The following is a 23,627-nucleotide window of genomic DNA, read 5'->3' on the forward strand; positions in this document are numbered from 1 at the left end:
GTCAGTATGAAAGGGCGAAGCGACAAGCCCACGATGAGGTTCACCAATAAAAAGGCAACCTCGCAGGCACAGTCCCCTATGCGGCGAGGACAAGCCCTGACGAGCTGGTCATTCCTCATTCCAGCCTCACTCCTCATTCTGTTCACGAGCTTTTCGCCAATGGCCGAGGCCTTCATTCTGTCTTTCAAAACCGGCAAAGGAACTCGGCTCCACTTCGCTGAGCCACTCTGGTCCAACTATCTGCGGCTCCTCAACGACGACATCTTCATAATGTCGCTGAAAAACACGATGATCTACCTCATGATCCAGGTCCCGATCATGCTCTTCATCGCACTCGTACTAGCAGTTATTCTCAACCGCCCTGGCCTCAGATTCAAAGGACTCTGGAGAACAGCAATATTCCTTCCCTGTGCAGTCTCCTTAGTCTCCTACTCCCTCGTATTTCGAACCCTGTTTGCCACCGATGGCTTCGTGAATGATCTTCTCGTGTCCTGGAACCTTATCGACACTCCGATCAACTGGCTTGGACAAGCCGGAACAGCCCGCATGGTCATCATTCTGGGGCTGTTGTGGCGGTGGACCGGCTACAACATGGTCTTCTATCTGGCAGGTCTACAGAACATCGATCCGTCCACCATCGAGGCGGCACGCATCGACGGAGCCAACCCGATCCAAATCTTCTGGCACATCATCATCCCGCAACTCAAACCGATCATTCTCTTGACAGCAATCATGTCAACGAATGGAACGCTCCAGCTCTTTGACGAATCGTGGAACCTTACCAGAGGAGGCCCTGCCTACGGAACCATGACCATGTCGCACTACCTGTACGAGCTTTCCTTCCAGAAAAACCCCAACTTTGGTTATGCGGCTGCACTGTCATACGTCATCCTCATCCTCGTCGCAGTCCTCGCTCTCATTCAAATGAAAGTTGGTGATCGACGTGATTCATAAAATTCGCCACGCTCCCGAGTACCTCTTCCTCGCCCTCACATCCGTCTTCTCCGTCTTTCCTCTCTACTTCATGGCGGTTTCGTCCACGAATTCCAGTCGCGAGGTGCTGTCAACAAAACTCACCCCAGGCACGCGACTCCTGGAAAACCTTGACACCCTCATGAAAACGCAAGACCTGGCGGGGGCTATGTGGCATTCGAGCCTCAACGCCATAGCCACAACGATCCTCGCGTTAGGCATTTGCTCGATCGCGGGGTACAGCTTCGAAATCTTTCATTCGCATACTAAAGACCGTCTTATGGGAATTTTGTTGGTTGCGATGATGATCCCACTGGCAGCAACGATGATTCCCTTGTTTCGGCTCTTTGCCAGAATCGGAATGGTTAACTCAACCTGGGCAGTCATTCTCCCAGCCATCTCGACTCCCGTCCTCATTTTGCTGTTCAGACAGTCATCACGATCTTTTCCTCACGAAATTCTTGAAGCAGCCCGGATCGACGGCCTGACGGAGTTGGCAATCTTCCTGAGGATCTACGTTCCCACGATGCGGTCGACTTACGCTGCCGCTGCTGTTATCACTTTCATGACAGCGTGGAATAACTTCCTGTGGCCCAAGGTCATCCTTGTTGACAACGCCTATCAGACGATGCCAATGCTGGTCTCTAACCTATCTGCCGGATATGTCACCGACTATGGGGTTCTCATGCTGGCAGTACTGATCGCGTCCCTTCCAGCAGTCATTGTCTTCTTGGTATTGCAACGCTCTTTCGCCAACGGAATTACAGGAGCCGTCAAATGAGACAGCAGCCCGATTCCTTTGACCCGGTAGTGGTGTCTGACCCGGAGATCTTTTCCATCAACCGTATGGCAGCCCATTCCGACCACTGTTGGTATGCCGATGAGGACGAGGCGGCTCGCTTCCAGTCCTCTTTCGTCACTGTTTTAGATGGGACGTGGAAATACCACCATGCATCGTGTCCGAGTGATCTTCCCGAAAACTTGGAACTGGCTTCGACCGACATTGCCTCATGGGAGGACATTGCCGTTCCAGGTCACATACAGCTCCAGGGATACGATCGCCCCCAATACGTCAACTATCAGTATCCGTGGGACGGACATGAAACCGTTGAAGCAGGGCAAGCCCCACGCCTGTACAACCCGATATCGACCTACGCGACAAATGTGTATTTGCCTAGGCTCGGCATCGGAGAACGAATCTCTCTAGTTCTTGACGGAGCAGAGTCGGCTGTTGCCGTGTGGGTAGATGGAGTCTTTGTTGGCTACTCGACTGACTCTTTTACCCCTTCGGAGTTTGATGTCACGAACTTCGCGGATGGTTCGCACCACAGGCTCGTGTGCCGGGTTTGGAAGTGGAGCTCAGGTTCGTGGCTTGAAGATCACGATTTCTTCCGGTTCTCGGGTATTTTCCGATCTGTGCGCTTGTTGCGCCGGCCTCGTATCCATGTCGAAGATCTGGCCATCAACGTTCGGTTGAAACCAAACCTGGACACAGCGCAAGTGTCAATCGAGTGCACAGGGGCCGGAATGCACGAGGCCCGCATTCATGCCCATTTGACTGGCGTCGGAGATTTTCTCGAGGACGGGCGCAAGCTGGTCATTACCGTCACAGATCCGCATCTGTGGAGTGCTGAAGATCCTTATCTCTACCGAGCGATAGTCACGGTGGCTGACGAGAAGGGAGAAATTGTCGAAGTTATTACCCAAAACGTTGGTATTCGCAGTGTTGGCATTGAAGATGGTCTACTCCTGATCAACGGGCGACGCGCATTCCTCAAAGGGGTGAATCGTCATGAGTTTGGTCCCGGCGGGCGTGTCCCGGATGAGCAACTCCTTCTGGAAGATCTCAAAGCGCTCAAACGTGTCGGAGTGAATGCCATCCGCGCCAGTCACTACCCGAACTCGTCGGCCTTCTATGACCTGTGCGATCGTCTCGGCTTCTACGTCATCGATGAGGCTTCGGTTGAAACACATGGAATGTGGGATCGAATCATCCGAGGACGAGCCAGCATCGAAGAAGCGATACCTGGCGATTCGTCGCGGTGGAGACCTGCTGTTCAAGACCGCTTGACCTCGATGGTACGTAGGGATCGTAACCACCCGAGCGTGATCCTCTGGTCACTTGGTAATGAATCTCTGGGGGGAAGTGTCTTCAAAGACGTCGCCGACTATGTGCGCGGTATTGATTCTCGTCCTATTCACTACGAGGGCGTTCACTGGGATCCTCGCTATCCGGAGACGACTGACATTACCTCGCAGATGTATACGAGTTCCAAAAAAGTCGAGCAATACCTGCGGCACAATGTCGATAAGCCGTTTATTCTGTGCGAGTTCGCTCATGCTATGGGGAATTCTTTCGGTGCGGTGGATCGCTATATCGATCTCATGAGGAAGATCCCGCACTTCCAAGGGGTCTTTGTCTGGGACTTCGCTGATCAAGCGCTGATGACGTATGACGAAGAAGGTCGCCCTTTCTGGGGCTATGGAGGGGATTTTGGCGAATCCCCACATGACGGCGACTTCTGCGGTAATGGACTGTTTTTCGCTGACCGCACCCCAAGTCCTCAGCTCCAGGCACTTAAAGCTATTTATCAGCCCCTCATCATTGGGATCGACCAGGGCGGTATTACTGTCGTCAATGAATTCGAAGTGACCAGAACCAATATCTATCGCTGTGTGGTCAGTCTTGAACATCAAGGCACACTTCTTGAGCGTCATGACGTTGAGGTTGATATTGGCCCGACGGAATCTGTTCATTTGCCCCTCCCGTTTCAGCTACCTGAGACGCCGGGAGAATACGCAGTAGATGTGCGTTTTTTGAGAACACAGGCCTGCGAATGGGCGGAAGTCGGCACAGTCGTTGCGCGCCAGCAGCGTGTCGTGACGATCGGGCAGGAGTGTTCCAGGTTGAGCAAGATCGTGTCTTCAGCGTCGCTGCGGCCAGCGCCCATACTGGTGGACTCTACACACAATATCGGTGTTCGGGGCGATGACTTTGAAGTGTTGTTCTCCCGGATTCATGGAGGAATTCAGTCGTATTTCAGTGGACAGTGGGGTCATTCTTCACGCCAGCTTCTGAGGGGCATGCCCACAGTGAACATGTGGCATGCTCCAACATCGAATGAAAGAGGCTGGGGAGCTCCAATGATCGATGCCCAGTGGCTTGTTGCATCGAGATATTGGAAAGCTCGTGGAGATTTAGATCCGTTTTCAGTTCGCAGAGCAGATGATTGCGTCGAGGTCGAGTGGGTACTCGATCTTGGGTCGAATCCAACGTCGACGTGCCACATGCGTGCGCGCGTGTACGTCGATTCGACTCTGATCCTGTCGGCTCGTCTTGAAGCAGGAGAAGGCCTAGGGGATCCGCCAGAATTTGGCTTCCTTATTCCTGTCGATCCGCGACTGCGTCATTTGAAATGGTATGGCGAAGGACCTCAGGAAAGTGCAGTTGACCGTCGTAACGGGGCCTTTCTTGGTGTATATGAAACTGATGTGGAATCTACGCTCACCCCATACTTACGTCCACAGGAATGTGGTTCTCGAACTGGTGTGAGGTGGGCGAGACTAACTGATGATGAGGGTTTTGGCATTGAGATTCTCTCCGATTCGACGATGGAGTTTTCCGCGTTGAAAGCCAGCCCTTTCGAAATCGAAAATGCACAGCATCTCGACGAAATCGGGATTCACCGTAGGACATGGCTTCGTCCTGCACTCATGCGTCGAGGGGTTGGCGGGGACGACTCGTGGGGGGCGCAAGTACATGACGAATATCGACTTGCGGATGGTCCTCTGGACTTCACATGTGCGATGAGGATTATTCATCCGCAGAAGTACACAGGCATCCATGGCCCAGATCACGTTGCGAACTGATGGTCAATTAGGACTGGTCTCCCTGCACAACACCCATGCGGGGCTTTAGGCTTGGGGTATGTGAGCGGCAACTGTCCGCCACCCGCGGCGTCGACGACGGCGCCACCAATCTCATATGAAGGAGCGCCTCATCATGGCAGAACCTCGCATCGTCACCGTCACCGGCGCAGCTGGCAACATCGGCTACGCCCTGCTGTTCCGCATCGCCTCCGGACAGCTCTTCGGTCCCGATGTCCCCGTCAAGTTGCACCTGCTGGAGATCCCCCAGGCCGTCAAGGCTGCCGAGGGAACCGCCATGGAGCTCGACGACTGCGCATTCCCGACCCTGGCTGGCGTTGAAATCTTCGACGACGCCACCAAGGCATTCGAAGGCACCAACGTTGCCTACCTCGTGGGTGCAATGCCGCGTCGCCAAGGAATGGAGCGCGCTGACCTCCTCGAGGCCAACGCCGGTATCTTCGGCCCCCAAGGCAAGGCCATCAACGACGGTGCAGCCGACGATGTGCGTGTCCTCGTCGTAGGCAACCCCGCCAACACCAACGCCACCATCGCTCAGAACGCTGCCCCGGACGTTCCGGCCGGCCGCTTCACCGCCATGATGCGCCTGGACCACAACCGCGCCGTCGCTCAGCTGGCCACCAAGGTCAACGCCAAGGTTGCCGACATTAAGAACGTCGTCGTGTGGGGCAACCACTCCGCCGACCAGTACCCGGACCTGTCCTACGCGACCGTCGCAGGCAAGCCCGCCACCGACCTCGTGGACGAAGCCTGGCTGGCCGACTACTACCGTCCCACCGTCGCCAAGCGCGGCGCCGCCATCATCGAAGCCCGTGGCGCATCCTCGGCCGCTTCGGCAGCCAACGCCGCCATCGACCACATGTACTCGTGGATCCACGGTACTCCCGAGGGCGAGTGGGTCACCTCCGGCATCATGTCCGACGGCACCCACTACGGTGTGCCCGCCGGCCTGAACTTCGGTTTCCCCGTCACCTCCAACGGTGGCGAATGGGAGGTAGTTGAAGGCCTGGAGATCTCTGACGCAACCCGCGCGGGTATCGACCACAACATCGCTGCCCTGCAAGAGGAATACGATGCTGTCAAGGAGCTCGGCTTCGTTCACTGATTGTCGATGGGCGTAAAAACGGCGGCGGCGAAAATCTGCGCCGCCGCCGTTGCCGCATCACATCGTTGGATCCATCTGGCAGGTGGCCCCAGCTTCGGGGACTTTTCCTTCCAGTAGGTAGGCAGTGGCTTTTTCGTCTGCACACAGTGAACGTCCGGAGAAGGAACCGCCGTGTCCGTCTCCTTCAATGGTCAAAAGGTTAGCGTTGCCTAGCTGTTTGGTCAGTGAAACTGCGTGCTCGTAGGGGGTTGCATGGTCCCCAGTGATACCGACGACGAGAATCGGGGTTTTGACCTTTGATGCGTCAAAGTCCGTCAGGTCAGTGCCGGTTGATGGAACCGCCGCGCAGTCCAGGTTCTGGTGTGCGTATTCGCCAATCACTTCTTCGGTGAGTTCTGGACCTCCGACAAACTCGGGGACGCCGACTTCCTTCATATGATCAATCAGGCCGGAAACATCGGGTTTCTTTGGCGATGACGGGCACATCGCCAGGATGCCGGCCGTGCCGACGGCAGCGCCACCGTCCTTCATCAATTCGACGATCGAGTCAATCGATTCCTGGTCTCCTGCCTTTGCCTTGCCTAGCAGATCAAGTAGAGTACCCGGACCCATATACAGAGCCGTCGTCAAATAGTCTCTCAACGTTTTTCCAGTGAACTCTTCGCCCTCAGTAGGTTTGAGCGGGGCTTCATTAAGAGTATTGATGTAATCGAGCATCTCGCGTTCCGATGTAAACGGACAGGTGACAGGTTCCCCCTCGTCTGTGGTCAGCGTTGAACAGGAATCGGCCAACTTTCCGACGGCTTTCGAGACGGCGACCTGCTGATCGAAATTGCTCGTCAAGGAGGCCCACTGGGCATCGTCGGCTGAATCCAAGATCATGCGCCCAGCCTTGTCGGGGAACAGTGTTGCGTAGGTTGCTCCCAATAGGGTTCCGTAGGAATAACCGTGGTAGTCGAGCTGTTCTGCACCGCTGAGGACGCGTAGCATCTCCATGTCGCGGGCGACATGGGACGTACCCATGTATTGGGTGACAGGGTGCTTTTTGATGCATTCGGATAGGCGTACGGCGCTTGCCTCGTCCGTGGTTTCGCAGTCCAGAGGGGCTGAGTTGCCGACGCCACGCGGATCGAACCCCCAGATTTCGTAGGCCTGCCTGATCTTGTCCATCTCTGGGAATGCTGGCATGGACATCGCGTGCGTGACGCCGCTGGCTCCGGGACCTCCGGGGTTGTTGAATAGTGGTTTGCCTTTGCCGTCTTTCGCGGTGGAGGGGATGCGTACGATGGCCAGGTCGACAGTCCGAGTATCGGTCGGATCTGCCCAGTTTATCGGTGCTTTGACAGTTCCGCATTGATAAGTTGAGGAATCGTTATGTCCGCTCGCGTCAAGTGCCTCTGTGACGTTTGAATCGAGTCCGTCCTGTTCAGTGCAGGTACGCCAGTCAATTTTTTGGGTGTAGAAGGAGGCGAAGTTTTCCTGCTGCCATGAATCGTCATGGGACTTGTCTGCTGCACTTGCCGATTGAGCCGTGGCTGAGCTGGGGATGCTAGCCGTGCATCCTGATAGGGCAAGGATAGTGGCCGATGTGACGGCTGCGCCCTGAAGTAGTCGGCGGCGTCTGTCCGAGGGGGTGGTGCGGGGATTGGCCGTAATGAATGGCACGAAAGGTTCCCTCCTTCGAAATGGTGGTCTACGAACAACCAACTTTGAGTTCCTTCGTGGAACTGGGTCGGATTCGGCGTCTGACGAGCGCCAAGAAAAAAGGTAGAAGCCGGTCCTGAACTGTTCCTGAGAATATTCTGAACAATGTAGAAAAGCCTGTATTCCTGCGCTTTTCTCCCTATAAAAAGAAGTGGTTATCATTCTCTATTTCAACAAAAGTGCAGAGCTCAGCAGGTCGCACATGGGTGCATTTGGAGAATGCTGGATAGGACTTCGACAAACTGGACGACATCTGAGCCGTCGGGCGATCAGCCCGGCGTTACTACGTCAGCATTCAAGGAAATCTCATGGGCTTCAAGATTGTTGTCGCCGCCGATGCAGCCGGTGTCGAGTACAAGGATATTCTCAAAAAGGACCTCGAGGCAGACCCAAGAGTCGATGAAGTCATCGACGCTGGGCTCGCTGTCGGTGAGGATGTTGATTACCCACATGTGGCTGTCAAGGCTGCGCGTATCGTTGCGGATGGACGAGCTGACCGTGGTCTTTTCGTGTGTGGCACCGGGATGGGCGTCGCCATGGCTGCTAATAAAGTTCCCGGTATTCGCGCGTCGGTTGCGCACGATTCCTTTTCCGTTGAGCGTTTAATTCTGTCAAATAACGCTCAAATCCTCACTTTTGGCCAAAGAGTCATCGGCATCGAGCTTGCGCGTCGGCTGACGCGAGAATGGCTCGGCTATGAATTTGACCCGAACTCGGCGTCCGCACCCAAAGTTGCGGCCCTTGAATCCTACGACGCAGGAGCGATTACCGAATCCACTGCCTGTTGAACAAACTGTCTCCCTGTTACCTTCCGCAGATAAGCGGAAGGTAACAGGGGATAAAAATACCCCATCCATTCCGATGCGGGCGATGGTGCCCGCATCCAGTCTTCAAGGACGAAGATAAATGACACCTGACGCACTTATCACTTTTGCGGGCATGGACCTTTTCTGGATGCTCCTAGCCCTCGCTGGCGGCGCTTTTGGGGCCATGATTGGCGCTAACTATGCCTTCGGATTTACCGGCTTGACCATCCTCACAGGCTTTGCGATCGGTGCTGCTACCGGTAATACGGCCTTCCTTGACTGGGTTTCCTTTGGTCCTGTCTTCGGCCCACACATTGGATTTGCTGGAGGCGTCGCGGGCGCGGCATACGCAGCCAAGAAGGGTTACATGCCTTCCGGTCGGGATGTCAACACTCAGCTTGTGGGCTTCGGCAAGCCCGATATTTTACTCGTCGGCGCTGTTTTTGGCCTTGGTGGTTACATTTTCAAGTCCCTTGTGTCCCTCATTCCCTGGTTTGGTTCCCACACCGACGCCGTTGCACTAACCGTTGTCACCTCTGGCATCGTTGCTCGCTTAATGTTCGGTAAGACCGGTGTCTTCCACAAGCTCACGGCTCCCGAGGGCGACAAGCGTTGGCTCGACTGGCAAGAAACTCCCGGTCAACTCTTGACCGTGTCTGGTTTTGCTTCCCTTCTCGCATCCGGTGCTGCCGTCATGCTTGTTGGATACCTTGCACCCCTGGCCGCGGATGCCGCTTTTGTTCAAAATAACGCCCAGATCATCCCATTCTCGATCTCTTCCGTGTGCATCTTCTTCGTTGCTATGGGCTACAAGTTCCCTGTTACCCACCACATGACGATCATCGCTGGCCTCGCTGCCATCCAATTCTTGACAATCACTGGATCTGGTTTCGCAGCAGTCCTAATTGGAACTTGCTTCGGTGTTGTTTCTGGTTTCGCTGGCGAGTATGCAGCTCGTTGGACAAACGCGCATGGTGACACCCACATCGATCCTCCGGCGGCTGTTATCTGGTTCATGACCACCGCCGTCTGGGGATCGGTTCTGATTTTCTCCTGATTCTCTAACACTTCGATCCAAAGGAACGACCGATGGACGCCGCAGCTTCTCTTACCGCATGGCCCGAACGTCTCTACGACGCATATGTCTTCGACATGGACGGAACGATCTACTTAGGTGATCAGTTTCTTCCCGGCGCTAAGCGTCTGGTCGAGGAGCTGCGCCGTCGTTCCATCCCTGTCCGATTCTTGTCGAATAATCCCACCAAGGACCCTCAACAGTACGTTGAGAAGCTTGAGAGAATTGGTTTGCCTACTCCTATCGACGAGATTGCCAACACCGTCGTGACCATGACGCGCTGGCTCGTCGACAACCACCCTGGCAAAGTCGTCTACCCGATCGCAGAAGAGCCGCTGATCCGCGCCTTCCGCGAGGCTGGGATCCCCATGAGCGAGGACCCGGAGCAGATCGATATCGTCGTCGCCTCGTACGACCGCACCTTCGAGTACCGCAAGCTGCAGATCGCCTTCGACGCCATCTGGTTCCACAAGCGGGCGATCCTCGTCGCGACGAACCCCGACCGCTTCTGCCCCTTCCCCGGCGGGCGAGGAGAACCCGACTGCGCGGCCATCATCGCCGCCATCGAGGCCTGCACCGGCACCACCTGCCAGTTCGTCGTCGGCAAACCGAATCCTGCAATGGCCGAGGCCGCACTCGGGGACCTCGACGTTGACCCGCGTGCATGCGTCATGGTCGGAGACCGTCTGCTGACCGATATCGGCATGGCCACCAACACCGGGATGTTCTCGGCGATGCCGCTGACCGGCGAATCCACGCTCGAGGAGGCACTGGCCCTGCCCGAATCCGAACGACCCACCCACGTCCTCGATCGAGTCGACCGCCTGATCCCCAAGGCCATCTGGGATGAGCTCGGCTGGACCGAGGAGAACGACCCGATCAACTGATCCGCGGGAAACCGCACCCCTAACCGCCACGACGACGTGGCCCGACGAAAGAGGAAAACAATGGTCAACCCCGGTTACGAAGGTCCTTATCTGATGGGATTCGACTACGGCACGGAGTCGTGCCGTGCGGCCATCTTCGACCTCCAGGGGCACCCCATCGCCTTCGCCGCGACCCCCTACAAGACCTACCATCCCCGTCCGGGATGGGCCGAGCAGAACCCCCAGGACTGGTGGAACGCCATCGTCGCCTCCACCCGCAAGGTCCTCGATGAGACGGGCATCCCCGCTCGCGCGATCTGCGGCATCTCCTATGACGCCACCACCATGACCGTCGTCGCCATGGACGAGAACGGCCATGAGCTGCGCAATGCGATCATGTGGATGGACGTGCGCGCAACCGACCAGTCCGCGCGTGCCGAAACCATCGACCACTGGGCCCGCCACTACAACGGCGGCGGTACCATGCCCGCCACCGCCGAGTGGTTCCCCTTCAAGGCGGCCTGGCTCAAGGAGAACGAGCCCGATGTCTACAATGCCGCCTATCGCCTGGTGGACGCACCCGAGTGGCTCACCTACAAGCTGACCGGCGAGTGGACGCTCAACATCAACTCCGCCGCCCTTCGCATGTACTACAACCGCGACCACGGCGGCTGGCCCGTCGAGTTCTACGAGCACATCGGCTGCGGCGACGTCTTCGCGAAGCTGCCCGAGCGTATCCTCGACCTCGGCACCCCGATCGGCGGTCTGTCCACCTCCGCCGCCCAGGAACTCGGCCTGCTGCCCGGCACGCCCGTCGCCCAGGGCTGCGCGGATGCCTGGGCGGGCCAGATCGGCCTGGGCGTCGTCTCGCCCGGCAAGACCGCAGTCATCACCGGCTCGTCCCACGTCATCACCGGTCAGTCCGGCAAACCGCTGCACGGCGAGGGCTTCTTCGGCGGTTACACCGACGGCGTCCTGCCCGGCCAGTACACCTGCGAGGGCGGTCTCGTCTCCTCCGGCTCCACGCTCAAGTGGTTCAAGGACAACTTCTGTCGAGACCTGACCACCGCCGCCGAGCGGCTGGGCCAGAACCCGTACAAGGTCCTCGACGAACGCGTCCGCGACATGCCCCCCGGCTCGAACGGCCTCATCATCAACGAGTACTTCCAGGGCAACCGCACCCCGTACACGGACTCCAAAGCCCGCGGCATCATGTGGGGCCTCACCCTGGGCACGACGCCCGAGCAGGTCTACCACGCGATCGAGGAAGCGGTCTGCTTCGGCGTCGCGCACAACCTCAAGGCCTTCGCCGATGCCGGGTTCGAGGCCACCGAGCTCGTCGCCTGCGGCGGCGCCACCAAGTCGCGCGACTGGATGCAGATGCACTCCGACGTCACGGGCCTGCCCGTGACCCTGACCGAGGTCGGCGACGCCGTGGTCCTGGGTTCGTGCATGCTGGCGGCGGTCGGCTCCGGCCAGTACCAGTCCATCGAGGATGCCGCGCGCAATATGGTTCGCGAGACCGAGCGCATCGAGCCCCGCATGGACGTCCATGACGAATACCAGTTCTATTTCGAGAAGTACATGGAGACCTACCCGCAGATGCAGGAGCTCTCCCACCAGATGGTCGATCACCTCGCGTGACCGGCGGGAAGAAGTGACATGTCAGTCGAACTGATCCAGCAGGCGCTCAAGACCGCCACGGATACCAAGGACATCGTGTTCGGACGCGACGTCCTCAAGGAGACCGGAGCAGTGTTCGCGCGCAACTTCCCGGGCAAGAAGGTGCTTGTCGTCGCAGACGGCAACACCTTCGCCGCCGCGGGTGACGCGGTCGTCGAATCGTTGACGGCAGCCGGCGTCGAGTTCGCCGAGGCGCCGTACGTCTTCCCGGGGACGCCCACCCTGTATGCAGGCTACGAGAACGTTGAGATCCTGCGTGAGCACATCCGCCCCCTCGAGGACGCGGTCGTGTGCTCCATCGCGTCGGGCACCCTCAATGACCTCGCCAAGCTCGCCTCCGGAGAACTGGGCCGCCCGTACATGAACGTGTGCACAGCGCCTTCGGTCGATGGCTACGCCGCGTTCGGTGCATCCATCGCCAAGGAAGGCTTCAAGATCACGCGCGATTGCCCGGCGCCGGTCGCGCTGGTCGCCGACCTCGACGTCATCGCCGCCTCTCCCAAGCGCCTGATCGCCACCGGCTACGGCGACCTCATCGAGAAGATCCCCGCGGGAGCCGACTGGATGCTCGCCGACGAACTCGGCATCGAGCCCATCGACGACTACGTGTGGAGCCTCGTCCAGGGGCCGCTCGCGGATGCGCTCAAGGACCCGGACAAGATCGGCGCGGGCGACCCCGAAGCGATCACCGGTCTGGCCGAGGGCAACATCATGTCGGGCCTGGCCATGCAGGCGGCCCAGTCCTCGCGCCCCGCATCCGGAGCCGGCCACCAGTTCTCCCACGTGTGGGAGATGGAGGGCCACGGTCTGGATTGGGAGCCGCCGCTGTCCCACGGCATGAAGGTCGGTGTGGGAACTGTCGCTTCCTGCGCCATGTGGGAGGAGGCCCTCAAGCTCGACATCGCGGCTGTGGACGCCGACGCGGTGGTGGCGGCCGCCAAGACGGATGAGCAGGTCGAGGCGGAGGTCCGCGCTCTGCTGATCCCCAAGATCGCCGAGGAATCGGTCAAGCACTCGGTCGGCAAGAACCTCCAGGGCGAGGAGCGCAGGGCCCGCGTCGAGGCGATCAAGGCCGCATGGCCGCGCATCGTCGAGCGCGTCCGCCCGCAGCTCATCTCCGCGGACGAGGCGGCTGCGCGTCTGAAGGCCGTGGGCGCCCCGTACCACCCGGAGATGATCGAGGTCGACATGGAGCGGTTCCGCCAGACTCACGTCAAGGCGCAGATGATCCGTCCCCGCTACACGATCTTCGATGCGCTCAACGACCTGGGGCTGCTCAACACCGTCATCGAGAACCTGTTCTCGCCCGACGGCTACTGGGGCAAGCACCCGCACAAGGAAGAGGCCTGATCGGGCCCGATCCCGCTCGAGGTCCGCCGCGCCCGGCAACGGGCGCGGCGGACCAGCATGGGTCGTCCGCATGCGGCCGACGACCAATCGAATCGCTACCGCGCGGCGCTGATCGCCGCGCCTCCGGCTGAATCACAGAGAAGAGTTCGCACATGATCAACGAAGATCTTGAGAACACCTACACCATCGGATTGGACTTCGGGACGCTCTCCGTGCGCGCCGCAGTCGTCCGCGTCAGCGACGGCGCGGTGCTGGCCGATGCCGTGCGCGAGTACCGGACGCCGATCATGGATCGCACCCTGGCCGTCGGAGACGGCCGCGCGTTGCCGCCCGATTTCGCGCTGCAAGTGCCCGCCGACTACCTGACTGCGATGTGCGAGGCGGTTCCCGAAGCGATCCTGCGCGCGAATATCAAGAAGGATCAGATCGTCGGGATCGGCCTGGACTGCACCTCGGCCTCGGTCCTGCTGACTGACTCTACGGGCACCCCCATGTGCGAGTATCCCGAGTTCATCAATGAGCCGCAGGCCTACCTCAAGCTGTGGAAGCACCACGGCGCCCAGGATCAAGCGGATCGGATTGTTGCGCTCGCGAAAGAACGCGGTGAGTCGTGGCTCGCCCGGTACGGCGGCATCCTGTCCTCGGAGATGCTCCTGCCCAAGGCGCTCGAAGCGTTCGAGAACGCTCCCGCCCTGTACTCCGCGACGGCGGAGATCGTCGACCTCGTCGACTGGTTGACTTGGGAGTTGACCGGGACCCTTGCCTACGCGGCGGGCGACTCCGGCTACAAGCGCATGTATCAGGACGGGCACTACCCCGATCCCGAGTTCCTCGAGGGCCTGGCCCCCGGCTTCGGATCCGTCTTCTCGGAGAAGATGAGCCATCCGATCGTCCCCCTGGGTTCGCGGGTCGGCGGGCTCATCGAGGTTTACGCCGAGGTGTTCGGGATCCCCGCGGGGACTGCGGTGGCGGCGGGCAACATTGATGCCCATGTGCAGTGCGCGTCCGTGGATGCGGTGCGGCCCGGGCAGATGACCGGCATCATGGGGACGTCCACCTGCTGGATCCTGCCGTCAGCCGAACCGATCGAGGTTCCCGGGGTCTTCGGCTTGGTCGACGGCGGCGTCGTCGACGGGTCGTGGGCGTATGAGGCGGGCCAATCGGCAGTGGGGGATATCTTCGCCTGGTTCGTCGATCACTGCGTGCCCGCATCGTATTTCGCCGAGGCCGAGGAGCGCGGTGTGTCGATCCACCGCGTCCTTGGCGCCAAGGCGGCGCGCGAGGAGGTGGGCGAACACGGCATGGTCGCCTTGGACTGGTGGAACGGAAATCGTTCGACCCTGGTCGATTCGCGCCTGTCGGGCCTGCTCGTCGGGCAGACCCTGACCTCCACTCCGGAGCAGCAGTACCGCGCGCACTTGGAGTCGACGGCGTTCGGAGCCCGCGTCATCATCGAGAACTTCGAAGAATACGGAGTCCCCGTTGATGAGCTGCGCATCGCCGGCGGCCTCATCAAGGACGCCTTCCTCATGCAGATGTACGCCGACATCCTTCGCCGTCCGCTGCGCACCGCTAAGACCCTTCAGGCGGGCGCGCACGGGTCGGCGATCTTTGCGGCGGTTGCGGCAGGGGTCTACGAGGATGTGCCGACGGCGGCCTCTCACATGGGCGGTGTGTCGGAAACCGCGTATAAGCCGAACGAAGAGCAGTCGCTCAAGTACGACAAACTGTATGAGCAGTACAAATACCTGTACGACCTGTTTGGGCGCGGCAATAGGGTGATGCATACTCTCAAGGAGATCCGTTCTCAAGCTCTTGTTCGGCGTTAATCTTCAGATGAGCGGATGGATTGGAGGAAGAACTTCTTGTGGAGAATTACCGTGAATTGCTCGCTCTGCGTGCCGCCGAGCTTTACTATTACGAGAACCTCACGCAAGGGGCTATTGCTGAGCGTATGAACTGTACCCGCTGGACGGTGGGACGCCTATTGGACGAAGCCAGGGAATCTGGCATCGTGCGAATTTCCATCAATCATCCTCGTGCCAGGATCCGAGAACTCGAGAATGAGTTGCGGGAGGCTTTCGGCCTACGTGATGCGGTAGTTGTCAAGGCGCAGGGGTCGGATGCCGCCACAGTAGGCCTCGTGGCGGCATCCGCTTCGGACTTCATTACGTCGCAGCGTCCTCGTCCCGGCTCGCTGGGTATCGCCTGGGGACGGACTCTCACTGCTGTTGCCAGGGCAATGCCCGATAACTGGACCTCCGGTCTGGAGGTCTATCAGACGTACGGCGGTTTGGTCCGTTCGAATGATGATGAGGTGGCCGATTCGATTGGTCTGATGGCTCGTAGAGGCAGGGGAGTAGGACATATGCTTCCAGCCCCTGCTATTGTCACTGATGCAGAATTGGGTTTTCGGCTCCGACGTGAACCTTCGGTAGCGCGCACTCTTGCAGCCGGGCCCTCCTCGGACCTGATGATCTATTCACCGGGGGTTTTGGAAGCCGAGTCGGTTCTCGTTAAGTCAGGTTTTCTATCCGAAAATGGAATGGAACGGCTTCGTTCCATGGGGGCAGTGACAGATATTTTCTCTCACTTCCTGGATGAGGATGGAAATCCGGTGTCGAAGGAATTGGAAGCGCGTACTATCGCAGTCTCTTTGGATGACATTCGACGCTCAAAGATGTTGCTGCTTGTTGCTTCTGGTCCTGCCAAAGTGAGACCGACTAGGGTTGCAGTGCGGTCAGGGCTTGCCCATGTCGTCATTACGGATGGGGATACTGCTCAGGGGATTCTCGACCTGTAAAAATAGTGCGGCAGTGTGAGTGGGAGGGTTTCAGTCTAAATTTGCTACGTTGCAAAAATGATGTGATCTATGCCATCATGTCCTTATGGTGATCAAAGAAGATTCATCCGCGCCTTGGTTTGACGCAGAATACCCTCGTCCTCAGTTACGCCGATCCCAATGGCAGAACCTCAACGGTGACTGGTCCTTTGCCTATGATCCCAACGATGTCGGTGTTGACGAGAGATGGTGGCTCGATCCATCACCTCTAGCGCAGAATATTCGCGTTCCGTTCCCTCCAGGAAGTTCGTTATCCACCGTCGTGGAGGAGGACTGTGATGTCGTGTGGTACGCACGCCATATCCGTATCGCGCATCTACCGTCTCCCACGGATCGAGTGCTGCTCCACTTCGAAGCCATTGACCATGAGGCTGACATCTGGATAAACGGGCATCACCTTGCCCATCACATCGGCGGATACACACCAATCTGTGTCGATATGACGGCTGCCCTCGATGGTGCTGAAGCGCTTGTAGTCGTGCGGGCGCGAGACGAACGACTCAACATTGACCAGCCACGAGGCAAGCAGGACTGGCAGGTGCAAACGCATGGAATCTGGTATTGCCGATCTACCGGAATCTGGCGTGACGTGTGGACCGAGACAGTCCCCGAATTATCCATCGAATCGGTGACCTGGGGAAGTGATCTTGTAGCCGGGACCATCTCGTGCTCAATTGCGTTGCGCGGGCATCCCAAAGGGCAGGTCAACGTTGTTGTTGGAGATATAGATGCGCCCCTAGTGTGCGCGAGTGCTCCGATCGTATCGTCGCGAGTCGAACTCGTTCTCGAAGTTCCTGCTCTAAGGAATAAGCTCGAATGGGACACGCTGGTGTGGAGGCCAGATCATCCAGTTCTCTTCGATGCCAGTATCGATATTGTCGGACCTACGCACAAAGACCACGTAGTCACCTACCTTGGAATCCGCCAAGTTGATCTCTCCTGCGGATATTTAAGGATGAATAATGATCCCGTCTATGTACGCGCAGTTCTCGATCAAGGCTACTGGGAAGAATCATATTTCACTGCCCCCACCCCAAATCATTTGCGCGCCGACCTCGAATGCGCTCAATCCCTAGGCTTCAACACTGTACGTGTACACCAGAGGACTCCAGATCGGCGTTACTTGGCATGGGCGGATCGTCTTGGCATTATGGTCTGGTCTGAATATGCCTCGGCCTACGCTTTTTCGCGCGATGCCATTGATCAGTTCGTTAGCGGGTGGAGCGAGATTGTCCGCCGGGATCTGTCCCATCCCAGTATCGTCGCCTGGGTCCCCTTCAACGAGAGTTGGGGAGTGCCTGGCATTGTTGACGATCCGCGTCAGCAAGCCTTTGTTGATGGAGTCGTTGCTTTGACTCGTGCCTTAGATGGCTCCAGACCCGTTATTGCCAATGATGGCTGGGAACAACTTGATACTGACATCATTACGATTCATGACTATGGGACAACCTATGGGCAACTCCTTGTCAACTATGCTGACGAGGCGGCAGTCGCCCAGACAATTGAGGGAATTGGACCCCAAGGGCGCACAATCCTTCTGCGTGGTGAATATGACGACCGCCCCGTCATGGTCTCAGAATTTGGGGGCATCGCCCTTAACCGTTCCGGTCCTCAAGCATGGGGCTACGGTGTAGTCGAAGATTGGCAAGCCCTCGAAACTAGGGTTGCCGAACTCTTTGATGCTCTGTACCGTTCCCCCGCCATATCCGGTGTTTGTTACACCCAACTTACAGACACTGCTCAGGAAGCTAACGGTCTGTGTTGGGCTGACCGTAGCCCCAAGATTCCGACTGACAGAATCCGCCGATTCGTCAATCCCGCAGATCGACTGAATGAGCAGATTAGACCTCGGACTATCCGTGAGATCAGCACCTTGGAGGACACATGAAGATACGAATGGATGCGCGCACAGCAATTAACAACTTCTCCTTTGTCCTCCCGTTCCTTGTTTTCTATACCATCTTCATTATTTTCCCGGTGGTTCAAGCAGCTGTCATGAGTGGTTTCTCTTGGGATCTGCTCGGTGGTGCACCGCAATGGAGTTCGGGACGCAACTATGTCGATATGCTCGGTGGAACCGGACTGACCTGGGATATGAGTCATCGTTTGATCGAACGGCTTGTCCTTATCGTCTGTGCTCTTCTTTTGATGTTCAAAGGGATTCGTCGTGACTTAAGCATCGGTGGCTGGGTACTCGTCGCACTCCTCGTAGTCTGCGCCGCACTTTTAGGCATCCATCCGGGCGAAGGCGGATCGTGGAATGATCCGCGTTTCTATAATGCCCTTGAAAACACCGTCGTCTTCACGCTCGTTTCATCCCCGGTAATCGCTGGGATCGGTCTATTCCTTGCGATTATGCTGCACCGGCGTCACCGACTTACGGGCCTGTACCGGGCGATTTTCTTTCTGCCGTACATCCTTCCGGTGTCCGTAGCCACGCTGATCTGGGGCTACCTTTTCAATCCTTCGCGGGGCCTTGTTTCCGTCTTAACCGAATGGGTCGGGGTAGGAACGATCAATTGGTTGTCTGATCCGCGATTTGCGATGAGCGCGATCATCGTAACGACCGTCTGGTGGACAGTCGGATTCAATATGATTCTCTTCGAGGCAGGTCTTGAGGATATTGATCCTGTCCTCTATGAGGCTGCGGCCCTTGATGGAGCGGGGCCCTGGCGCCAATTTCGATACATCACTGTGCCCGGTCTCAAGCATGCGACACTTCTGGTTACAGTTACCCAGATCATCGCTTCCTTCCAAATTTTTGGACAGGTGAATATTATGACCGCCGGTGGACCCGCAGGGTCGACGGATGTTCTGGTCCGCTACATTTATGAGACTGCTTTTCGTGACACGAGGCTCGGCTATGCCTCTTCGATGTCTCTCGTTCTCTTCGTTCTTATGGTAGTGATTTCCCTTGTTCAATTCCTCATGTCGAAGGGGAAAGAGCGATGATGAGACCTCATGTGAACGTGACCACCCCGGTGGAAAATAGACGAACAAAAGCATTGAATCTGAGGGCTATTGCCTACCACACGATGATGGTATTTTTGGCCACTTGCTGGGTGATTCCGATGCTGTGGATGCTTTCGCTATCTTTATCCGACAATGTGCTGCTCAAGGCAGACTCGCAGCACTTACTGCCTCAAGGAATAACCCTTGGGAACTATCTTGATGTCCTGAGTACTGGGTTGACCGATACGTGGTTCATTAACTCAATGGTGGTCTCAATGGCGACGACCGTCATCACGGTTGTTATCTGCGCAATGGCAGGCTATGCCTTTGCCAAGCTCCCCTTCCCAGGCAGGATGCTGATCTATGTGCTGTGCTTGGCGGGGATGATGGTCCCCAAGGAAGCGATGTTCGTTCCCCTTTTCACGATGTTCTCCGACATTAGTATGCACAACACCTATTCGGCGCTCGTTTTACCTAGACTTGCCTTCCCCCTCGGCGTGTTCATCATGACCCAGTTCTTTTCCCAGGTTCCTCGTGAAATGGAGGAAGCTGCCCGCGTAGACGGTGCCGGAACCTGGAGAATTTTCATCTCGATTATGGTGCCTCTTGCGCGTCCATCAATGATTGCTTTGGCAACTTTTGCTTTTGTCCAATCGTGGAACGATTACCTCTGGCCGCTTGTCTCGGCAACTAAGCCGGAAATGTTCACAGTGACGACAGGTTTGGCATCACTCCAAGGCAACTTCGCACAAGCCACAGAGCTTGGGGCACTCATGGCTCGCGGCGTCGTCGGAGCGGCGCCTTTGCTCTTGCTATTCATCTTCTTCCAGCGATATCTCATCCGCGGAATCTCAATGTCGAGCGGCGACAAATAGAACTGTTGCCACCGCGTAACCACCATAGAAAGGACCACCATCATGAAAAGTACAAGGAAAGCTGGGCTCATAATTCTCACTGCATTTGCATTGACCGGATGTGGGATCGCGGGAGGCGGATCCACATCGTCATCAGATGGCCGAGGAGATGTTGTCACCGGTATAGAGGATGTCTCCGATGAGGATCTGCAGGGCAAAACCATCACCCTGGCCCGATTCTTCGGTGATTGTCTCGAAACAACCAAGGGGGTCACTGACATATCGAAGGCGACCACGGAGTGTGAAGCGATCCAGATACTTACCAATGCATTCGAGGCAGAGAACAAATGGGGGATTAAAGTTGAACGCCTCGGCGGGGCGACCTGGGACTCCTACTATGATGGGCTCAATGCAGCTCTTGCTTCATCAACGAAACCTGACGTGGCTGTTGTTCATGGAGCTTCACTACCCTCGTACGCAAAGAGAGGGCTCTTCGTTGCAGTCCCCGACGGCATTGGCATCGATCTGAGCGATGCCACCGCACCTGCGGCGGAGGCTGTTGCCTATGAGGGGACTAATTTTGCGGTGCCATTCGACACCCATGCAGTGATTTCGCATCTGAACATGGACTTACTGAAGCAAGCTGGCCTCGTTGAACAAGATGGTACGTACACGATGCCGTCATCTGTCGACGAACTCATGGCTGATGCTGCACAGTTCAAACAGGCAACGGGCAAAACCTACATGGACATCGCCATGTCGAATGATCCAATGGCCTCACGCATGTGGATGTCCCTGATCTGGCAGCAAGGAAGCGACTTCATTGATGCGGAAAGTCAAACCGCATCAATGAACTCAGAGGCCAGCACCACCGCCCTCGAATTCCTCAAAGAACTGGCCGAGAAAGGCTACACGGATACGACTCACAACTACGACGCCTCTCAACAGGCTTTTTTGCGCGGAGAATCCGGCATTATGTTCAACGGTGTTTGGGCAGTTAATCAGTATACGCTCGAAGCACCTTTTGAATATCAAGTGGCTGACGCTCCGCAACTTTTTGACACCCCCGCATCCTGGGCAAACTCGCACTCCTGGGCCGTTCCTGTCCAAGACCATGGAGACCCTGCCCAATATCGGGCAGCATTTGAGTTCGTCAAGTATCTCTATGAGCACACGGGTGACTGGGCTATTGCAACCGGACACATGGCTGCTTCGAAAACAGCAATTAATTCCGAGGAATACATGGCAGCTCCCCACCGTTCGCAATACATCAAGACAGCCACCGAGTACGGCCACATGCCTCCGCGCATCGATACATGGCCGGCGATTGGTGATTTGATCCAGGAAAAGCTTGAGGGTGTTTGGCTCAGTGGCCAGGGTGTCTCTGAGGTGCTTGACTCGTTGCAATCTCAGGCTGAACGCATGATTCAGGAGTGAGTTACCGATACCACCGGGTCTGGGAATGAGCTGTCTGCCTGGATCCGGTGGCGGTAACGACACGGGTATGATCCGGTCATGGCCACACGTTCAGCCCGCGAACGCAGATCCGTGACGATGAAGGACGTTGCCCGAGCTGCCGGAGTCTCTCAGCGCACGGTATCCAACGTTGTCAATGACTATGTTCACGTCTCGCCACCCACTCGTGAACGAGTGCGGGCTGCAATTGAGACTCTTGGATACAGGCCAAACGCGGTCGCCCGGAGTTTGCGCGACGGAATCGCTCGAGTCATCGCCTTAGCTGTCCCAGATCTTACTTGGCCATATTTCTCTGAGATCGCCCACCTTGTTCAGTCTGAGGCACGTGAACGCGGCTACACGGTTGTCACTCTGGAGACTCAGGGTGATGAGGGTGTTGAAAGATTTGTGCTGTCGGTATTGGGCAACTCAATGATCGATGGGATCGTTTTGTCTTCGCTCGGTTTAGGAGGTGAGGAACTTAATGCGATGAACCTTGGGATCCCTATCGTTTTACTCGGTGAAAGGATCCATGACGCGGGACGTCCCCATTTCTCGATAGATAATGTTCTAGCTGCTGAGGAGATGACTCGGCATTTACTTCAGCTTGGTGCCCGCAGTTTTCTTGTTCTGGGGGCCGCTGATACGCAGATCACCAGGTCTTCTGGTGTGCTTCGGCTTCAGGGATTCCGGTGCGAACTTGGTCGTTGGGGTTTAGACGACTCGGCATGGACATCCTGTGCTGCCTCTCCATGGACCGAAGAACAGGCGTGGGGAGGTATAGTCCGTCTCAATCCAGATCAGTTGCCCGACGCGGTATTTGCAATGAATGATCTCCTTGCCATTGGAGCACTTCGGGCCTTTGCGGATCGGGGAATCAGCGTTCCAGAAAGGATCCTCGTCAGCGGATGGGATGACATTGGTGCGAGCCGTATGACTATTCCCCGTCTGACGACTGTTTCACCTGATAAGGCCTCCATCGCTCACCAGGCAGTGACGACTCTCATTGATCTAATTGAGGAAGAATCTCCCAGCGTCAGAGACATCGTTATTGGACACCGCCTGATCGTGCGTGGATCGACGGACGCTGAATTCGGTGTGGTTGGGGAGAGTAACTTATGAGCGCCCGAGGCTTTCCATTGCGTCTCCCAGTAACCTGGGGGTATGGCTATTACCGAATCGATGTCAACGAAGCTCGTTATCACTTTGTCGTGTCCTGATAAACCAGGCATCGTCCACGCCGTCACTGGTGTGATTGGTGAGGTCGGAGGCAACGTCATTCAGTCGCAGCAGTTTGGGGACCCAGATTCGGGACTGTTCTTCATGCGCGTCGAGGTCGATTCCCCGGTCGGGCGTGAACCTGTCGAAGCAGGCTTGGCTGAGGTCGCCGATCGCTTTGACGCCGACTGGCGTATCGATACCCTCGGACGCAGGCTGCGAACCATCATCATGGTGTCGCGCGAAGGGCATTGTCTTTCTGATTTGCTCTACCGTCAGCAGACGCAGGGGCTTCCCATCGAGGTCGTCGCAGTGGTGGGCAATCATCCTGATTTGGCGCCCGTCGCCCAGTTCTACGCAGTGCCCTTCCTCAACATTGCGGTAACGAAGGATTCTAAAGCTCGCGCCGAGGCTGAACTTTTGGACCTCGTGCGTTCAGAAAATGTTGAGTTGGTGGTGTTGGCTCGCTACATGCAGATTCTTAGCCAGGAACTCTGTGAAGAAATGGCCGGGCGGGTCATTAACATCCACCATTCATTCTTGCCTTCGTTTAAAGGAGCCCGCCCCTACGCGCAGGCGCATGACCGCGGGGTCAAACTCATTGGAGCAACAGCCCACTATGTCACTGCTGATCTGGACGAAGGGCCGATCATTGAACAGGATGTTACCCGCGTCACCCATGCCGACTCCACCCCCGATATGGTGGCATCGGGTCAGGATGTGGAGCGTAGAGTTTTGGCGCAGGCCGTGCGTTGGCATGCCGAACGCCGCGTTCTCATGAATGGTTCGAAGACGGTGGTCTTCTCCCGGTGAGTTCCCCTTCGCTGGTTGAGTGATATACAGGGCATTTATTCACC

At 57.1% G+C, this 23,627-nt stretch carries 18 protein-coding genes; 17 read left to right on the forward strand and 1 reads right to left on the reverse strand.

Features of this window, described 5'->3' with window-relative positions; translation table 11 throughout:
* The first annotated feature begins 6 nt into the window (after nt 1–6).
* The 4 genes from G439_RS0102345 (at nt 7) to G439_RS0102360 (ending at nt 5,965) form a co-directional block, all read left to right on the forward strand.
* Complete coding sequence (locus G439_RS0102345; RefSeq protein WP_207382252.1) at nt 7–954, forward strand: carbohydrate ABC transporter permease; 948 nt, start codon at nt 7–9, stop codon at nt 952–954.
* Complete coding sequence (locus tag G439_RS0102350; protein ID WP_207382253.1) at nt 944–1,753, forward strand: carbohydrate ABC transporter permease; 810 nt, start codon at nt 944–946, stop codon at nt 1,751–1,753. The genes G439_RS0102345 and G439_RS0102350 overlap by 11 nt, the downstream gene beginning before the upstream one ends.
* Entirely contained in the window at nt 1,750–4,842 is a 3,093-nt protein-coding gene (lacZ, locus tag G439_RS10830) for a beta-galactosidase, LacZ type (protein ID WP_022867583.1), read from the forward strand. The genes G439_RS0102350 and lacZ overlap by 4 nt, the downstream gene beginning before the upstream one ends.
* 133 nt (nt 4,843–4,975) lie before the next feature.
* Nucleotides 4,976–5,965 carry a malate dehydrogenase gene (locus tag G439_RS0102360; protein WP_022867584.1) on the forward strand — a complete coding sequence of 330 codons (990 nt, stop codon included), beginning with the start codon at nt 4,976–4,978 and terminating at the stop codon, nt 5,963–5,965.
* A 57-nt stretch (nt 5,966–6,022) separates the two neighbouring features.
* Here the strand turns inward: G439_RS0102360 and G439_RS10835 are convergent, their stop codons facing one another.
* Nucleotides 6,023–7,630, reverse strand: a complete 1,608-nt coding sequence (locus G439_RS10835; protein WP_022867585.1) for an alpha/beta hydrolase — start codon at nt 7,628–7,630, stop codon at nt 6,023–6,025.
* Nucleotides 7,631–7,977: 347 nt separating this feature from the next.
* Here G439_RS10835 and G439_RS0102370 point away from each other — a divergent pair, with 347 nt between their 5' ends.
* From G439_RS0102370 to purU, 13 genes are all read left to right on the forward strand, one after another.
* Nucleotides 7,978–8,457: a ribose-5-phosphate isomerase gene (locus G439_RS0102370; RefSeq protein WP_022867586.1), complete on the forward strand. Its 480-nt coding sequence runs from the start codon at nt 7,978–7,980 to the stop codon at nt 8,455–8,457.
* 118 nt (nt 8,458–8,575) lie between these two features.
* On the forward strand, nt 8,576–9,532 hold the full coding sequence (locus G439_RS0102375; protein ID WP_022867587.1) for a DUF7973 family transport facilitator: 957 nt from the start codon (nt 8,576–8,578) through the stop codon (nt 9,530–9,532).
* Nucleotides 9,533–9,564: 32 nt separating this feature from the next.
* On the forward strand, nt 9,565–10,437 hold the full coding sequence (locus G439_RS0102380) for an HAD-IIA family hydrolase (RefSeq protein ID WP_022867588.1): 873 nt from the start codon (nt 9,565–9,567) through the stop codon (nt 10,435–10,437).
* Nucleotides 10,438–10,497: 60 nt separating this feature from the next.
* On the forward strand, nt 10,498–12,060 hold the full coding sequence (locus G439_RS0102385) for an FGGY-family carbohydrate kinase (RefSeq protein ID WP_022867589.1): 1,563 nt from the start codon (nt 10,498–10,500) through the stop codon (nt 12,058–12,060).
* An 18-nt stretch (nt 12,061–12,078) separates the two neighbouring features.
* Nucleotides 12,079–13,449, forward strand: coding sequence for a sn-glycerol-1-phosphate dehydrogenase (locus tag G439_RS0102390; RefSeq protein ID WP_022867590.1), 1,371 nt, complete (start codon nt 12,079–12,081; stop codon nt 13,447–13,449).
* Between the two features lie 152 nt (nt 13,450–13,601).
* Nucleotides 13,602–15,278, forward strand: a complete 1,677-nt coding sequence (locus tag G439_RS0102395; protein ID WP_022867591.1) for a ribulokinase — start codon at nt 13,602–13,604, stop codon at nt 15,276–15,278.
* Nucleotides 15,279–15,316: 38 nt separating this feature from the next.
* Nucleotides 15,317–16,252, forward strand: coding sequence for a sugar-binding transcriptional regulator (locus G439_RS0102400; protein WP_022867592.1), 936 nt, complete (start codon nt 15,317–15,319; stop codon nt 16,250–16,252).
* An 85-nt stretch (nt 16,253–16,337) separates the two neighbouring features.
* The gene (locus G439_RS10840) at nt 16,338–18,179 is read left to right on the forward strand and encodes a glycoside hydrolase family 2 protein (protein WP_022867593.1); all 1,842 of its coding nucleotides are present in this window, start codon (nt 16,338–16,340) and stop codon (nt 18,177–18,179) included.
* Nucleotides 18,176–19,243 carry a carbohydrate ABC transporter permease gene (locus G439_RS0102410; protein ID WP_026459303.1) on the forward strand — a complete coding sequence of 356 codons (1,068 nt, stop codon included), beginning with the start codon at nt 18,176–18,178 and terminating at the stop codon, nt 19,241–19,243. The genes G439_RS10840 and G439_RS0102410 overlap by 4 nt, the downstream gene beginning before the upstream one ends.
* Nucleotides 19,240–20,118 (forward strand): carbohydrate ABC transporter permease, encoded by an 879-nt coding sequence (locus G439_RS0102415; protein ID WP_243442533.1) that lies wholly within the window; start codon nt 19,240–19,242, stop codon nt 20,116–20,118. The genes G439_RS0102410 and G439_RS0102415 overlap by 4 nt, the downstream gene beginning before the upstream one ends.
* A gap of 42 nt (nt 20,119–20,160) precedes the next feature.
* The gene (locus tag G439_RS0102420) at nt 20,161–21,534 is read left to right on the forward strand and encodes an extracellular solute-binding protein (RefSeq protein WP_026459305.1); all 1,374 of its coding nucleotides are present in this window, start codon (nt 20,161–20,163) and stop codon (nt 21,532–21,534) included.
* Between the two features lie 78 nt (nt 21,535–21,612).
* Nucleotides 21,613–22,674, forward strand: a complete 1,062-nt coding sequence (locus tag G439_RS10845) for a LacI family DNA-binding transcriptional regulator (protein ID WP_022867597.1) — start codon at nt 21,613–21,615, stop codon at nt 22,672–22,674.
* 42 nt (nt 22,675–22,716) lie between these two features.
* On the forward strand, nt 22,717–23,583 hold the full coding sequence (gene purU / locus G439_RS0102430) for a formyltetrahydrofolate deformylase (RefSeq protein WP_022867598.1): 867 nt from the start codon (nt 22,717–22,719) through the stop codon (nt 23,581–23,583).
* Nucleotides 23,584–23,627: the final 44 nt, after the last annotated feature.

The sequence above is a fragment of the Schaalia vaccimaxillae DSM 15804 genome (genome assembly GCF_000420425.1).
Taxonomy (GTDB): domain Bacteria; phylum Actinomycetota; class Actinomycetes; order Actinomycetales; family Actinomycetaceae; genus Pauljensenia; species Pauljensenia vaccimaxillae.